Consider the following 15,461-nt stretch of genomic DNA (forward strand, 5'->3'; position numbering starts at 1 on the left):
GGACCCATGTTTGAGTATCGCCTTAAGGCGATGCGAGTTTGGGTCCCGGCCGCTCTTTTTGTCTGCCGACGAGGGGGGGTCGCCCCATCCGGCGCGCCTTCTTTGCCTACTTTCTTGGCAAGACAAGAACGTAGGTCGCCGCCCCGCAGGGGTGGTGAAACTGCAGTTGCTTTTGACCTTGAAGTTAAGCAGTTGAAGCGCAGAAGTCGCAGTTTCAAACCCCGCCCCACCCCCCCCCGTCACAGATCCCAAACCCTTTTAGTGTATCCTTCAACCGATATCCACCCCGCGCTCGCCGCGCCATGAACGACCCTTACCCCAGTTCGAAGTCAGCCGACCGTCCCCGATCCCTGCTCGAACGGCTCTCGGATTTCATCTCCCCCGAGCCCGATACCCGCGCTGAATTGCTCGAGGTGCTTCAGGATGCGCATGCGCGCAACCTGATYGACGCCGACTCCCTCTCCATGATCGAGGGCGTGTTCCAGGTTTCCGAACTCACCGCGCGCGACATCATGGTGCCGCGCGGCCAGATGGACACCGTCAATATCGCCGACGCGCCGGAGAGCTTCATCCCCTTCATGCGGCAGACGGCGCACTCGCGCTTTCCTGTCTACGAAGGCAGCCGCGACAACATCATCGGCATCCTGCTGGCCAAGGACCTCTTGCGGTACTACACCGACGAGGAGTTCGACCTGCGCGAGACCCTGCGCCCGGCYGTRTTCATCCCCGAGTCCAAGCGCCTCAAYATCCTGYTGCGCGASTTCCGSATCAACCGCAACCACATCGCSATSGTSGTGGACGAGTATGGCGGCGTCGCCGGCCTGGTCACCATCGAGGACGTGCTGGAACAGATCGTGGGCGACATCGAGGACGAGTTCGACCTTGACGAGGATCATGACAAGATCGTGCAACTGCCCGATGGCGGCTGGCGCGTGCATGGCCTGACCGAGATCGAGCAGTTCAACGAAACCTTCGGCACGCACTTCTCCGATCACGACGTCGACACCGTGGGCGGCTTGCTGAGCAACCACCTTGGCCACGTGCCGCATCGCGGCGAAGTGGTGATACTGCCCCCGATGCGCTTCGAAGTCCTGCGCGCCGATGCCCGCCAGGCGCACCTGCTGCTGGTGCGCCGCGAGGCCCCGCTCAACCCGCCCGAAGTGGACGGCGCATGAAGCGCTTGCTCCAGGCATGGCCCGGCGCCGCCAGCGCCGGGCGCGACAACGCGCGCGGCGTGAGCCTGCCCCGACTGTTGCTGGCCGCCATCCTGGGCGTCGCCCATACCCAGGCCTACGCGCCCCATACCTGGTGGTGGCTGCAATTGCTGTCGCTGGCTGGGCTGGTGGCGCTGGTCGCCGATGCGCCCCGCACCCGCGGCGCGGCCGCGACCGGCTACGCCTTTGGCCTGGGCTGGTTCCTCTCCGGCGTGTGGTGGCTCTATATCAGCATGCACGTCTATGGCGAGATGCCAGCCTGGATGGCGCTGCTTGCCGTGCTGCTGCTTGCCGGCTTCATCGCGCTCTTTCCGGCGCTGGCCGCCGCGACATGGCACTGGCTGATGGCGCGCCGGACGCGCGCGGCCTCCGTGACGCTGCTGGCGCCGCTCGCCTTCGGCGCGGCCTGGGGGCTGTCCGAATGGCTGYGCGGCGTAATGTTCACCGGTTTTCCCTGGCTGTCGAGCGGCTACGCCCATACCGATGGTCCGCTGGCCGGCTTCGCGCCGCTGATCGGGGTCTACGGCATCGGCGCGCTGGCGGCAACTGTGGCTGCATTGCTGGTGGCAGCGGTGCGCGGCTTCGGCAGCGCCGGCCCGGGCGGCAAGCGCACCGGCGCGCTCGCGCTGGCGGGAGCCGTGGCGCTGCCGCTGGGCGGCGCCGCGCTGGTGCCGGTCGCCTGGACTACCCCGGCCGGCAAGCCCATTGCCGTGCGGCTGCTGCAGGGCAATGTGGCACAGGACATCAAGTTCGAACCGGCCGGCGTGCAGCGCTCCATCGAGCTATACCGCGACCTGATCACGGCCGCCCCGGCCGATCTCGTGGTCACGCCCGAGACCGCCTTCCCGGTGATCCTGCAGGACCTGCCCGTCGACATCGCCATCGCGGTGCGCGACTTCACCGTGGCCAGCGGCACCACCGTGCTGTTTGGCGCCGCCGGCGCGGATTCGCCGGTCGATTTCACCAACAGCGTCTTCGGCCTGGGTCCGCTGACCGAACGGCTGTATCGCTACAACAAGCACCACCTGGTGCCGTTCGGCGAGTTCATTCCCTTGGGTTTCCACTGGTTCGTGGACATGATGAAGATGCCGCTCGGGGACTTCCGCCGCGGCGGACTGGACCAGGCCCCGCTGCCGGTGCGCGGCATCATGGTGGCACCCAATATCTGCTACGAGGATCTGTTCGGCGAGGAAATCGCCGAGACGCTGCGCAGCCAGCCGGTGCCGGCCAATATCCTGGTCAATGTGACCAACCTGGCCTGGTTCGGCGACACCATTGCGCTGGACCAGCATCTGCAGATCTCGCGCATGCGCGCGCTGGAGATGCGCCGGCCGATGCTGCGTTCGACCAATACCGGGATGACTGCCGTGGTGACGCCGGACGGCGTGGTGGCCGCGCGCTTGCCGACCTTCACGGTCGGCACGCTCACCGCCAATGTGCAGGGCACACAGGGTTTCACCCCATATGTGCGCTGGGGAAATAGTCCGGCGCTGGCAGCCTGCCTGCTGGTGCTGGCCCTGGCGGCCTGGCGCCGCCGCCAGCAACGCTGACGGCGGCCGGGCCGCAGACAGCCCAGCAGGCGTGTCAGGCTGCCACGCCAGCCACTGCCGACAGCAAGGCGGCGGCTATCATCACTGCGATGGCGACGAGATAAGGCTTCCGAGAAAGTAGCGACATGACCGGTGTCCCCCTGATGAATTGATTCGGACGGTTTCGGCTGTTATGCACAGCTCTGCTTAATACTGTATACAAAAACACTAACGGCCAGTATCCGGCAGAGCTTTAGAGGGCTTCGGTGTTTACCCGATTCGTTGCAAAACGCCGACACCACATACCAGCCCCGCGGGCGGGATTGGATGTCGTGACTCATGCAAGGGTCGTGCCGATGGCGGGCAGCCTGAAAAAAACCGATAGAATTCAGGGTTTGGCACGATCTTCGTGAGGCGCCGTGGCAACTTTGCCGCCCGGCGCCCGCCCTTGCTTGCTTGCTGGCCTGTGTGCAGGCCCTTACTAGTCTTCGCTTATGCTGACCTTCCAACAAATGATCCTCACCCTGCAGGCCTACTGGGACCGGCAGGGCTGCGCACTCTTGCAACCCATCGATCTGGAGGTCGGCGCCGGCACCTCGCACGTGCATACCTTCCTGCGCGCGATCGGGCCGGAGCCGTGGCGCGCCGCCTATGTGCAGCCGTCGCGCCGCCCCAAGGACGGGCGCTATGGCGAGAACCCCAACCGCCTGCAGCACTATTACCAGTACCAGGTCGTGCTCAAGCCCGCGCCCGAGAACATCCTCGAGCTGTACCTCGGCTCGCTGGAAGCGCTGGGCCTGGACCTGAAGCAGAACGACATCCGCTTCGTCGAGGACGACTGGGAAAATCCCACGCTGGGCGCATGGGGCCTGGGCTGGGAAGTCTGGCTCAACGGCATGGAAGTGACGCAGTTCACCTATTTCCAGCAAGTGGGCGGCATCGACTGCAAGCCCATCACCGGCGAGATCACCTACGGCATCGAGCGCCTGGCGATGTACCTGCAGAAGGTCGAGAACATCTATGACCTGGTGTGGACCGAGTGGGAAGAAAACGGCAAGACGCGCCGCCTGACCTATGGCGACGTCTATCACCAGAACGAAGTGGAGCAATCCACCTACAACTTCGAGCAAAGCAATACCGAGATCCTGTTCCGCCACTTCGCCGAACACGAAGCGGAAGCCAAGCGCCTGATGGGCGCCGCCGAGGCGAAGCAGGACGCCGGGCAGGCCGCGCCGGCCGACGCCGCCAAACGCCTGCCGCTGCCCGCCTACGAGCAACTGCTCAAGGCCGCCCACACCTTCAACCTGCTGGACGCACGCGGCGCGATCTCGGTCACAGAGCGCGCGGCCTATATCGGCCGCATCCGCAACCTGTCGCGGCTGGTGGCCCAGGCCTACTATGACTCGCGCGAGTCGCTCGGCTTTCCGATGTGCGAACGCGAGGCCGCCGCATGACCCGCGCGGCGCGCGGCGCGCTGCGCGGATGCGCTGCCCTGGCGATGCTGGCCCTGGGAGCGTCCGGCGCCGCCCAGGCCTCGGCGCCCGTGCCGAGCCCGCAGGCGCTGTACCTGCCGGCCGACCTGTCCAATGTCTGCGAAGCCAATCCGCAGGCACTGCAGCAGGCCATCGACCGGCACTGGCACGGCGCCTTCGGCCCGAACAACTCGCTGGACCAGTGGACCCAGCTGGTGCGCACGTTCTCGTGCGACCTGTCGGGCTCCAGGGATCTGGGCTGGCACCGCGTGCCGCTGCGCGCCTATGAAAGCGCGATCCGTTACCCGCTCACGTGGACCGAGACCGAGACAGTGAACGGCCGGGTACGCCGCCAGATCAAGACGTACTACTCGGCCGCGCAGCTGCCGCCCAAGATCGATTTCTGGGTAAGCGGCCGCATCGACGAGATCCGCTACGACAAGCGCCTGCGCCGGCTCGATGCCCGCTTCTTCGCACCGCGTCCCGCCCCCGGCACCCGCGGCAGCAGCGCAAGCAGCGGCGGCAGCACGGACAGCCAGTGCGTAGCGACCACGCTGCAATTCCGCCAGCAAAACGGCCTGTGGCTGTTGTCCGGCGTAGAACCTACTATTGCACCGCGCTGCTAAGGCGCAGCGCGTGCCACAACTTGTTGGAAACGATTCATGTCGCAAACCCTGACCGATTCGAACGATACGCTGCTGATCGAGCTGTTCACCGAAGAGCTGCCGCCCAAGGCGCTGGCGCGCCTGGGCGACGCCTTCGCGCAGGGCCTGTTCGCCGGCCTGTCCGAGCGTGGCCTGCTGGATGACGGCGCCGCCGTCACCTCTTTCGCCACGCCGCGCCGGCTGGCCGCGCAAGTCACCGGCGTGCGCCGCAGCGCGCCAGACCGCGAGCAGCGCGAAAAAGTGCTGCCGCTGACGGTGGCGCTGGACGCCAACGGCGAGCCGACGGCGCCGCTGGCCAAGAAGCTGGCCGCGCTGGCCAAATCGGTGGGCGTCGAAGCGATCGACTGGCAAACCCTGGAGCGCGCCTCCGACGGCAAGGCCGACGCCTTCTTCTACCGCTACACCGCGCGCGGCGCCGAACTGGTTGCCGGCCTGCAGGCGGCACTGGACGACACCATCGCCAGGCTGCCCATCCCCAAGGTGATGAGCTACCAGCGTCCGGACGGCAGCACCGTGCATTTCGTGCGCCCCGCGCACCGTCTGGTGGCCCTTCTCGGCACCGAAGTGGTGCCGGTCAGTGCATTGGGGCTCCAGGCCGGCAGGACCACCCAGGGCCACCGCTTCCTGTCTGGCGGCGAGATCGAGATTGCCCGGGCCGGCGACTATGCCGCCGTGCTGGAATCGCAAGGCCGCGTGCTGGCCAGCTACACCGAGCGCCGTGAACGCATTCGCAACGCGCTGCTGGAGCAGGCCGGCGCCGACCAGGTCGTCATGCCCGATGCCCTGCTCGACGAAGTCAATTCGCTGGTGGAATGGCCGGTGGTCTATCCTTGCCATTTCGAGGAGGTCTTCCTCGAAGTGCCGCAGGAATGCCTGATCCTGACCATGCAGACCAACCAGAAGTACTTCGCGCTGACCGATGCCGAAGGCCACCTGCGCAACCGCTTCCTGGTGGTTTCCAACCTGGCCACGGACACGCCGGAATCCATCATCAGCGGCAATGAGCGCGTGGTGCGCCCGCGCCTGGCCGACGCCAAGTTCTTCTTCGACCAGGACCGCAAGAAGACCCTGGCCTCGCGCGTGCCGCAACTGGCCAATGTGGTCTACCACAACAAGATCGGCTCGCAGCTCGACCGCGTGCAGCGCCTGCAGCAGATCACCGGCCACATCGCCGACGCGATGGGCGCCGCCGGCATTGCCGTGGAAAAAGCGGCCGCCATGCGCGGCGCCGAACTTGCCAAGGCCGACCTGCTGACCGACATGGTCGGCGAGTTCCCGGAGCTGCRGGGCACCATGGGCACCTACTACGCGCGTCACGACGACGAAGCCGAATCCGTGGCGCTGGCCTGCTCCGAGCACTATCGCCCGCGTTTTGCCGGCGACGCCCTGCCCGCCGGCCCGGTGAGCCTGGCTGTCGCGCTGGCCGACAAATTGGAGACGCTGGTCGGCATCTGGGGCATCGGCCTGTCGCCCACCGGCGAGAAGGATCCGTTCGCACTGCGGCGCCACGCGCTCGGCATCCTGCGCATGCTGGTCGAGACGCCGCTGCCGCTGTCGATCGACGCACTGCTGGAGCTCACCCAGCAGGCCTTCGCCGGCATCGCCGCGGTCAAGCCCGCGCAAGCCGCGATCGCCGACTTCCTGTACGACCGCCTGCGCGGCTACCTGAAGGACAAGGGCTACACCACCAACGAGGTGGAAGCCGTGGTGAGCCTGCGCCCGCAGCGCCTGGACGACATCCTGGCCCGCCTGGAAGCGGTGCGCACCTTTGCCGCGCTGCCCGAAGCCGAAGCGCTGGCCGCGGCCAACAAGCGCATCACCAACATCCTGCGCAAGAACACCGACCCCATTGGCACCGTGCAGCCGGCGCTGCTGCAGGAAGCCGCCGAGAGCGCGCTGCACAAGGCGGTGGAAAGCGTGCGCCCGCAGGTGGACGCCGCCTTCGCCAACGGCGACTTCGCCACCGCGCTGCGCGACCTCGCGCAGCTGCGCGCGGCGGTCGACCAGTTCTTCACCGACGTCATGGTGATGGCCGAAGACGCGCAACTGCGTGCCAACCGGCTGGCGCTGCTGGCCTCGCTGCACGTGCTGGCCAATCGCGTGGCCGACATCTCCAAGCTGGCCGCCTGAGCGGCCGGGCACCATAACGGAAGGCCATCATGCCGCAGACACCGCCCAAGCTTGTCGTGCTCGATCGCGACGGGGTCATCAACCTCGACAGCGACCAGTTCATCAAGACGCCCGACGAATGGATCCCCATCGATGGCAGCCTGGAAGCGATCGCCGCGCTCAATCAGGCCGGCTATCGCGTGGTGATCGCCAGCAACCAGTCCGGCATCGGCCGCGGCCTGTTCGAGATGAGCGCGCTCAACGCCATGCACGAGAAAATGCACAAGGCGCTGGCCAATCTCGGCGGACGCGTCGACGCGGTCTTCTTCTGCCCGCATACGGCGGCGGACGGCTGCGATTGCCGCAAGCCCAAGGCCGGGATGCTTGAGCAGCTGGCCGAACGCTTTGGCGTAGAGCTCAAGGGCGTGCCGCTGGTAGGCGACTCGCTGCGCGATCTCGAGGCGGGGCTGGCGGTGGGTTGCGCCCCGCACCTGGTGCTGACCGGCAAAGGCGCCAAGACCGAGAAAAAGGGCGGCCTGCCGCCCGGCACGCTGATCCACGACGACCTGCGCGCTTTCGCGCGCTGGCTGCTCACCGGCGATGGCGCTCCGCGCCAGGCCGGTTCCTGAACCCAATTCCCGCACCGATGATTTTCCTCCGCTCCTTGCTGTTCGCGTTGTTCCTTCTGGTAGTGACGCCGCCGTATGCCTGCGCGTGCTTCATTGTCTTTCCCTTCATGAATGCCGACCGCCGCTACCGCTTCGTGCGCGGCTGGCCGCGGATGGTCACCGCCGCGGCCGCCGTGATTTGCGGCATTCGCTACCGCTACGAAGGCCGCGAGCATTTCGACGGCATGCTCGACAAGCCGGTCGTGGTGCTGTCCAAGCACCAGTCGGCGTGGGAGACGGTCGCTTACCTGGCCACGCTGCCCAAGCCGATGTGCTTCGTGTTCAAGCGCGAACTGCTGATGGTGCCCTTCTTCGGCTGGGCGCTGGGCATGCTCAAGATGGTGCATATCAACCGCAAGGAAGGCACGCGCGCCTTCGCCTCCGCCGTGCGGCAGGGCAAGGAGCGGCTGTCTGAAGGCGCCTGGATCATCATGTTCCCGGAGGGTACGCGCACGCCATCCGGCCTGGAGAAGACCCGCTACAAGAGCGGCGGCGCCCGCCTCGCGGTGGAAACGGGCGCGTGGGTGATTCCGATGGCCGTCAACTCCGGGCGGCTGTGGCCGCGCAACTCGTTCCTGAAATATCCCGGGATGATCACGGTCTCTGTCGGCGCGCCGATTTCCTCGGCCAACAAGACCGCGGACCAGGTCAACCAAGAGGTTGAGGCGTGGATCGAACGAGATATGCGTAGAATCGATGGCGAGAGCTACCGGAGCAAAACGCCCGCATGAAATTGCTGCGCCCGTCCCCCGATGCCCCCGGCTCCCAGATGGAGCTGCCGCTGTCAGACGCCCTGGCCGGCGCCGACATGGCACCGGGCATGGCACCGGGGGTTACGCCTGCGCAACCGGTCCCGCCCGCCTCGCAACCTTGGCCACAGCCGCAGCCCAATGCGCGGCTGCTGCTGGTGGGCGAACGCGGCGTGCACTACACGCTCAAGCGCTCGTCGCGCCGTACCATCGGTTTCACCGTGGACGACCGCGGCCTGTCCATCACGGCGCCGCGTTGGGTGACGCTGGCCGACATCGAGTCCGCCATCTTCGAAAAACAGCGCTGGATCTTCAACAAGCTGGGGGAATGGCAGCATCGCGAAGCCCGGCGCGTGCTGCCCACCGTGCAATGGCGCGAAGGCGCGAGCCTGCCCTTTCTGGGCAAGCCCATCACGCTGAAACTCGAATCGCCCACCGGCGTACTGGTGTTCGACGCCGACAGCCGCATTCTTCATCTTGCGCTGCCTGTGCATGCCGATGAGCAGCAGATCAAGGATCGCGTGCAAGGGTGGCTTCAGCACCAGGCCAAGCGGCTGCTGGCGCAGCGGCTCGATATCTACGCCGACAAGCTCGGCGTGCGGCACAGCGCGTTTGCGCTGACATCGGCCGCGACGCGCTGGGGCAGCTGCACCGCCGACGGCAAGATCCGGATGAACTGGCGGCTGATGCATTTTCCCTTGTCGATGATCGACTACGTGGCCGCGCATGAGCTGGCACATCTCAAGGAGATGAACCATAGCCCCAGGTTCTGGGATACGGTGGCATCGATCTTTCCGGAATTCCGGGATGCCCGGGCGCAATTGAGGGCGCATCCGCCGGAATTGCTGCCGACGTTCTGAGCCCGGCCTCCTGGCCTGGCACTCCGCCAGGCGCGTGGCAAGGTGCCGGCCGCAACCCTGCAATGCGAGTATCAGACCCTTGATTTCAAACGGAAAAATGGCGATCAGCGCCAGCGGCATACCCGCCTTGCGCATCCCGTTTAGAATATCCGCCCCATTCAAGAAAAATCATATCTCTCCCAAAATGCGACTCCTCCATACCATGCTCCGCGTCGGCGACCTGCAACGCTCGATCGACTTCTACACCCGCATCCTCGGCATGCAACTGCTGCGCGAAAGCGACAACACCGAATACAAGTACCGCCTCGCCTTCGTCGGCTACGGCCCGGAATCCGAAACGGCCGTGCTTGAGCTGACCTATAACTACGGCGTCGACAAGTATGAAATGGGCACCGCCTACGGCCATATCGCGCTGGAGACCGACAACGCGGCGGCCACCTGCGAGCGCATCCGCGCCGCCGGCGGCAATGTCGTGCGCGAGGCCGGCCCGGTCAAGGGCGGCACCACCGTGATCGCCTTCGTCGAAGACCCGGACGGCTACAAGATCGAACTGATCGAGCGCAATTCCACGCGCGACGCCAGCCGCCCCTGAAGTGAGCGCCCAACCGCTCACCCGGCGCCCGCTCGACGGCATGGCCATCACCCTGATGGTCGTGCTCTGCCTGGCATGGGGGCTGCAGCAAGTGGTGATCAAAGTGACAGCGCCGTCGATGGGCGCGGTGCTCCAGGCTGGCGTGCGCTCAGCGGTGGCGGCCTTGCTGGTGTTCGGCTTCGCTGCCTGGCGCCGCACGCCGCTGTGGCAGCGCGATGGCACGCTGGGCGCGGGGTTGCTGGCCGGCCTGTTGTTCGGCGCAGAGTTCTTCTGCATCTTCGTTGGCCTTGGCCACACCAGCGCTTCGCGCATGGCGGTGTTCCTCTATACCGCGCCGATCTTCACCGCGCTCGGGCTGCACATGACCGTCGCCGGGGAACGGCTGCGGCGCGGGCAGTGGGTTGGCGTGGGGCTGGCCTTCTGCGGCATGGCGCTGGCTTTTGCCGATGGCATCGCCGCACCTGCCGCGCATGGCGGCAGCACGCTGCTGGGCGATGCGCTGGGCATCCTTGCCGGATTCCTGTGGGCAGCCACCACGGTGGTGGTACGTGCCAGCCGGCTGGCATCGGCGCCGGCCAGCAAGACGCTGCTCTATCAACTGGCCGTGTCGGCGGTGATGCTGCTGGCCATGGCGCTTGCCGCCGGCCAGCACCTGCATGCGCGGGTTGACGGCCTGGTGCTGGCGAGCCTGTTCTACCAGTCGGTGCTGATAGCCTTTGCCAGCTACCTGGCGTGGTTCTGGTTGCTGCGCCAATATCTGGCTTCGCGCTTATCGGTGTTTTCGTTCCTGACGCCGCTGTTCGGTGTGGCATTCGGCGTGGTGCTGATGCACGATGCCGTGGGCATGCGGTTTGCCGTGGCGGCGGTGCTGGTGCTGGCCGGCATCGTGCTGGTCAACCGGCGGGCCTGAGCGAACGCACCCGGCTTACCGCGCAATAGACGCAAAAGATGCAAAAGAGCCGGCATGCGCCGGCTCTTTTGCTACGCCCGCGCGGATGCGCCGGGGTTAGAAGCTGAACATGCCGAGCGCCTCGCGCACTTCGTCCAGCGTCGCCTGGGTAACGACGCGGGCCTGCTCCGTGCCCTGCTTCAGGATATCGAACACGTGCTGCGGATCCTTTGCCAGTGCCTCGCGGCGCTCGCGGATCGGCGCCAGCAGTGCCTGCAGCACGCCCTCCAGCCGGCGCTTGAGCACCATATCGCCCAGTCCGCCGCGCCGATAGTGTTCCTTCAGTTCGGCCACTTCATCGACCGCCTCGTCGAACGCATCGAGGTAGGTGAACACCATATTGCCCTCGACCTGCCCCGGATCCGACACCTTGAGGTGGTTGGGATCGGTGTACATGCGCATGACCGCTTCCTTGATCTGCTCAGGCGTGGCCGCGAGCGGGATCGCATTGCCTTGCGACTTGCTCATCTTGGCCTTGCCGTCGACGCCGGGCAGGCGGCCGAAGCGCGGGATCAGCGCGGCGGCTTCGGGCAGGACCTCGCGGCCAACCTGGTGGTTGATGCGGCGCACGATCTCGTTGGTCTGCTCGATCAGCGGCGCCTGGTCCTCGCCCACCGGCACCACCTGGGCCTTGAAGCCGGTGATGTCGGCCGCTTGCGAGGCCGGGTAGCACAGGAAGCCAGCGGGAATATCGCGTCCGAAGCCGCGTGCCTGGATCTCTTCCTTGATGGTGGGATTGCGCTCCAGCCGGGCCACCGTGACGAAGTTCAGGTACATCAGGGTGAGTTCGGCCAGCGCCGGCAGGTGCGACTGCACCGTGATGGTGGTCTTGGCCGGGTCGATGCCGACCGCCAGGTAGTCGAGCGCCACCTCCAGCACGTTGCGCCGCACCTTTTCCGGATCGTGCGCGTTGTCGGTCATGGCCTGGGTGTCGGCCAGCAGCAGATATTGCTTGTGGGTGTCCTGCAGTGCCACGCGGCTCTTGAGCGAGCCAACGTAGTGGCCAAGGTGAAGCTGGCCGGTGGGGCGGTCGCCGGTGAGGATGACCTTGCGCTGGGGCGCCTGCGTTTCGCTAGTCATGGCATTTCCTTCGGTAAGAGAAGCGCCGCGGGCACCGGTCGGCGGGGGCACAGGCCTGCCGACCGGGCTGCGGCGGCTAGAGTCGGGATCGGGGGATGACGACGTGCCGCTGCCTTCAGCAGCGCCACCAATGGGGCATGGGCGCGCGCATCATCAGGGCGTGGCCTCGAGTTGCCGTGCCAGCCCAACGTATTCGGCGACGGGAACTTCCTCCGCGCGCCGGGCCAGGTCGAAGCCAAGCGCGTCGAAATCGACCTGGTCGCGCAGCATCGACAGCGTATTGCGCAGGACCTTGCGCCGCTGGGAGAAAGCCGCGGCCACCACATCGCCCAGCACCGTCAGGTTGCAGGCGGGATAAGGCGAGCGCAACAGGCCGTCGGCTTGCCGCGGCCAGGGAATCATGCGCACCACGGCGGAGTCGACCTTGGGCGGCGGATTGAACGACGCCGGCGGCACGTCGAGCACATGCTCCATGTGATAGCGCACCTGGAGCATGATCGACAGCCGCCCGAAAGCCTTGCTGCCGGGCTCGGCCACCATGCGCTCGACCACTTCCTTTTGCAGCATGAAATGCTGGTCGCGCACCTGGTCGGCGAACTCGGCCAGATGGAACAGCAGCGGGCTGGAGATGTTGTACGGCAGGTTGCCGACGATACGCAGCGGCCTGCCGGCTTCGCACAGCTTGCCGAAATCGAAGGCCAGCGCATCGCCCGCGTGGATCACCAGGCGATCGCCGTAGCGGCGCCGCAGGCGCTCCACCAGGTCGCGGTCGAGCTCGACCACCTGCATCTGCGGCAGGCGCTCCAGCAGCGGCTGGGTCAGCGCGCCGAGACCGGGGCCGATCTCGACCAGGACATCGCCATGCTGCGGGTCGATGGCACTGACGATGCCATGGATGATGCCGTCATCGACCAGGAAGTTCTGTCCGAATCGTTTGCGGGCCACATGGCCCTGGTGTACGTTGGAACGCATAGTTGGGTCTCGCTCGGGCGTCAGCGTGTTGCCGCCAGCGGCGCGGCGCGCGGCCGGCCGTTGGCGTGGCCGGCCATGGCGATGGCGCTGCGGATCGCCTCGATCATGCTGCCGTGCTCGGCCCGGCCGCTCGCGGCCAGGTCGAGCGCAGTGCCATGGTCGACCGATGTGCGGATAAAAGGCAAGCCCAGCGTGATATTCACGCCGTGGCCGAAGGTACCGTACTTGAGCGGCGCCAGGCCCTGGTCGTGGTACATCGCCAGCACGCAGTCGGCCCCGTCGAGGTGGCGGGGCTGGAACAGCGTGTCGGCGGGGTATGGGCCGCGTGCGTCGATGCCCGCGTCGACGGCGTGGGCCAGCGCGGGGATGATCACGTCGATCTCCTCATGGCCCATGTGGCCGCTTTCCCCGGCGTGGGGGTTCAGGCCTGTCACCAGGATGCGCGGGCGGACAATGCCGAAATGGCGGCGCAGGTCGGCGTCGACGATGGTCAGCGTCTCCACCAGCATGGCCACCGTCAGCGCATCGGGCACCGCGCGCAATGGCAGGTGGGTGGTGGCCAGCGCCACCCGCAGCATGGCGTTGGCATGCGCGGGCTGCGGGCCGGCCAGCATCATCACCACGCGCGGCACGCCGGCGCGTTCGGCAAGGTATTCCGTGTGGCCGGTGAAGGGCACGCCGCCATCGTTGATGGTGCTCTTCTGCACCGGCGCGGTCACCATGCCGGCATAGCGCGGCGTGCCGTGCGCGCCACCGGTGCAGCCGTCAATCGCGGCATCGAGCAAGGCCAGCACGTAGGCCCCGTTGCGCGCATCGAGCCGGCCGGCTTCGCACGGCACGTCCAGTGCGATGTCTTCGCTCACCACGCTGCCGTCCGCCAGCCTGTGCGCCCAGGCGTGCGCCGCGCCCAGCGCCGCGGCACGCGCGGCCAGCAGGCGCGCGTCGCCCAGCACGTGAAAGCGCACTTGCGGATGCTCGCCCGCAAGTTGCAGCAAGGCACCCACGGTGATGTCGGGACCGATGCCGGCGGGTTCCCCGGTGGTGATGGCTAGCGCGAGCGGCTCTGACATGGCGGCGATGTCTTCTGTTTGGCGTGTTTAGCGCTGGCGGTTGACGCGGTATTCCACGTAGGCGGCCTGGCGCAACTGGCGCTGCCAGTCTTCATAGGCCGCGCGCAGCTTCTGCTCGCGTACCTCGGCACGGGCGAAATCACGCTGCTTCTCCGGCGAAACTTCGGTCTCGCGGCGATTGACCACCAGGATCAGGTGGACACCAAACTGGCTGACCACGGGTTCAGACACTTCGCCCGGGCGCAGCCGGTTCATGGCCTGCTCGAATTCCGGCACCAGCTCGCCCGGCGATACCCAGCCGAGATCGCCACCGTTCGACGCCGATCCGTCCTGGGAGAATCGCTTGGCCGCTTCGCCAAAGTCTCCGCCGTGGGTAATGCGGTCCCGCACCGTGACCAGCTGGCGGCGCGCTTCGGCCTCCGGCATGTTGGGGCCGGTGCGGATCAGGATATGGCGTACCTGGGTCTGGGTAATCTTGTCGGCGGCGGCCGGGCTCGACGACGCCGCCGGCGCGTTGCGCTTGGCCAGCAGCTTGAGCACGTGGAAGCCGTTGGCGCTCTCGATCACTTGCGGCGCCACGCCACCGACCTGCAGGTCAAGCACGGCATTGGCGAACAGCGCCGGCAGCCGGCCGATCTCGCGGAAGCCAAGCGAGCCGCCCTTGGCGGCCTCGGGCGCATCGGATGCCTGCGCCAGCTCGGCGAAATCCGCGCCACCCTGGGCCTGCTTGAGCAGCCCTTCGGCCTTGGCGCGCAAGGCCGCCTTCTGCGCCTCCGAGGCATCGTCCGGCACGCGCACCAGGATCTGGGCCACGTTGTATTCGGTGGGGCCAGTGGCAGCAGCGGCAGTGCCCGGTGCACCATTCGCCGCGAGATAGTTGTCGATCTCGCCGTCGTAGACCTGGATCTTGGAATCCACCTCGCGCTCGCGCAGGCGGATCACCTGCACCTGCTTGCGCAACTCATCCCGGTACTTGGTCCAGGTCATCCCGGTGCGCTCGACCTGGCTGCGCAGGTCGGTCACGTTCATTTTATTCTGCTGCGCCACGGACTCGATGGCGCGGTCGACTTCCTGGTCCGTCACCTTGATGCCGGCTTCCTGCGCGGCCTGCGTCTGCACGCGCTCCATCACCAGGCGCTCCAGCACCTCGCCCAGCAGGTCGGCACGCGCCGGCACCGGCCGGTTGGCCTGGCGCAACTGCGATTCGATATCGTCGGCGCGGTCCAGCAGTTCACGCCGGGTAATCACACTGCTGTTGACGATCGCCACCACCTCGTCCACCAGTTGCGAGCGCTGGGCGCTCGTGCCGGGCTGCGATACGCCCAGGCGCGGCTGGCTGGGCGAAGCAGCGGCGCTGCCACCGGCCTGGGGCATGAAAATGCCGGTGGCCTTCTGCCCGGGAGCCTTCAGCTGCGCCGCGGCGGGCAGCGCGAAAGCAGCCAGCAGCGCGCTCAGCAAAAGGCTTTGCCAGCCGGTCAGGCGGGACGACAAGGAGGAGATCGCGGTGAATTCTTGACGTTTCATCATGGTCC

At 66.8% G+C, this 15,461-nt stretch carries 14 protein-coding genes; 10 read left to right on the forward strand and 4 right to left on the reverse strand.

All coding sequences use genetic code 11. From position 1 onward, the window contains the following. Positions 1–302 precede the first annotated feature (302 nt). The 10 genes from AC1DKD_RS09240 (at position 303) to AC1DKD_RS09285 (ending at position 10,768) form a co-directional block, all read left to right on the forward strand. The gene (locus AC1DKD_RS09240; protein WP_477143202.1) at positions 303–1,175 is read left to right on the forward strand and encodes an HlyC/CorC family transporter; all 873 of its coding nucleotides are present in this window, start codon (positions 303–305) and stop codon (positions 1,173–1,175) included. Next, entirely contained in the window at positions 1,172–2,764 is a 1,593-nt protein-coding gene (gene lnt / locus AC1DKD_RS09245; protein WP_477143203.1) for an apolipoprotein N-acyltransferase, read from the forward strand. The genes AC1DKD_RS09240 and lnt overlap by 4 nt, the downstream gene beginning before the upstream one ends. Positions 2,765–3,237: 473 nt before the next feature. Next, a complete protein-coding gene (glyQ, locus tag AC1DKD_RS09250) occupies positions 3,238–4,197 on the forward strand; it encodes a glycine--tRNA ligase subunit alpha (RefSeq protein ID WP_035868032.1) in 960 nt (319 codons plus the stop codon). Then, the gene (locus tag AC1DKD_RS09255; protein WP_441629107.1) at positions 4,194–4,841 is read left to right on the forward strand and encodes a hypothetical protein; all 648 of its coding nucleotides are present in this window, start codon (positions 4,194–4,196) and stop codon (positions 4,839–4,841) included. The genes glyQ and AC1DKD_RS09255 overlap by 4 nt, the downstream gene beginning before the upstream one ends. 36 nt (positions 4,842–4,877) lie before the next feature. Further along, complete coding sequence (gene glyS / locus AC1DKD_RS09260; protein ID WP_477143204.1) at positions 4,878–7,010, forward strand: glycine--tRNA ligase subunit beta; 2,133 nt, start codon at positions 4,878–4,880, stop codon at positions 7,008–7,010. Positions 7,011–7,039: 29 nt separating this feature from the next. Further along, positions 7,040–7,618, forward strand: a complete 579-nt coding sequence (gene gmhB, locus AC1DKD_RS09265; protein ID WP_441629111.1) for a D-glycero-beta-D-manno-heptose 1,7-bisphosphate 7-phosphatase — start codon at positions 7,040–7,042, stop codon at positions 7,616–7,618. Between the two features lie 17 nt (positions 7,619–7,635). After that, positions 7,636–8,388 carry a lysophospholipid acyltransferase family protein gene (locus AC1DKD_RS09270; protein WP_441629113.1) on the forward strand — a complete coding sequence of 251 codons (753 nt, stop codon included), beginning with the start codon at positions 7,636–7,638 and terminating at the stop codon, positions 8,386–8,388. Continuing rightward, positions 8,385–9,266 (forward strand): M48 family metallopeptidase, encoded by an 882-nt coding sequence (locus AC1DKD_RS09275; protein WP_441629115.1) that lies wholly within the window; start codon positions 8,385–8,387, stop codon positions 9,264–9,266. The genes AC1DKD_RS09270 and AC1DKD_RS09275 overlap by 4 nt, the downstream gene beginning before the upstream one ends. A 184-nt stretch (positions 9,267–9,450) precedes the next feature. Further along, positions 9,451–9,858, forward strand: coding sequence for a lactoylglutathione lyase (gloA, locus tag AC1DKD_RS09280; protein ID WP_035868018.1), 408 nt, complete (start codon positions 9,451–9,453; stop codon positions 9,856–9,858). 40 nt (positions 9,859–9,898) lie between these two features. Continuing rightward, on the forward strand, positions 9,899–10,768 hold the full coding sequence (locus AC1DKD_RS09285) for a DMT family transporter (RefSeq protein WP_441629203.1): 870 nt from the start codon (positions 9,899–9,901) through the stop codon (positions 10,766–10,768). A gap of 96 nt (positions 10,769–10,864) precedes the next feature. Here AC1DKD_RS09285 and trpS read toward each other — a convergent pair whose 3' ends face one another. The 4 genes from trpS to AC1DKD_RS09305 all read right to left on the reverse strand — a co-directional run bounded on the left by trpS (position 10,865) and on the right by AC1DKD_RS09305 (position 15,453). Continuing rightward, positions 10,865–11,887 carry a tryptophan--tRNA ligase gene (gene trpS, locus AC1DKD_RS09290; protein WP_441629117.1) on the reverse strand — a complete coding sequence of 341 codons (1,023 nt, stop codon included), beginning with the start codon at positions 11,885–11,887 and terminating at the stop codon, positions 10,865–10,867. Between the two features lie 153 nt (positions 11,888–12,040). Then, positions 12,041–12,859 (reverse strand): 16S rRNA (adenine(1518)-N(6)/adenine(1519)-N(6))-dimethyltransferase RsmA, encoded by an 819-nt coding sequence (rsmA, locus tag AC1DKD_RS09295; protein ID WP_441629119.1) that lies wholly within the window; start codon positions 12,857–12,859, stop codon positions 12,041–12,043. 20 nt (positions 12,860–12,879) lie between these two features. Continuing rightward, positions 12,880–13,929, reverse strand: a complete 1,050-nt coding sequence (gene pdxA, locus AC1DKD_RS09300) for a 4-hydroxythreonine-4-phosphate dehydrogenase PdxA (RefSeq protein ID WP_441629121.1) — start codon at positions 13,927–13,929, stop codon at positions 12,880–12,882. Positions 13,930–13,956: 27 nt separating this feature from the next. Further along, positions 13,957–15,453 carry a peptidylprolyl isomerase gene (locus tag AC1DKD_RS09305; RefSeq protein WP_477103883.1) on the reverse strand — a complete coding sequence of 499 codons (1,497 nt, stop codon included), beginning with the start codon at positions 15,451–15,453 and terminating at the stop codon, positions 13,957–13,959. Positions 15,454–15,461 lie beyond the last annotated feature (8 nt).

The organism is Cupriavidus sp. 05T313, assembly GCF_056396665.1.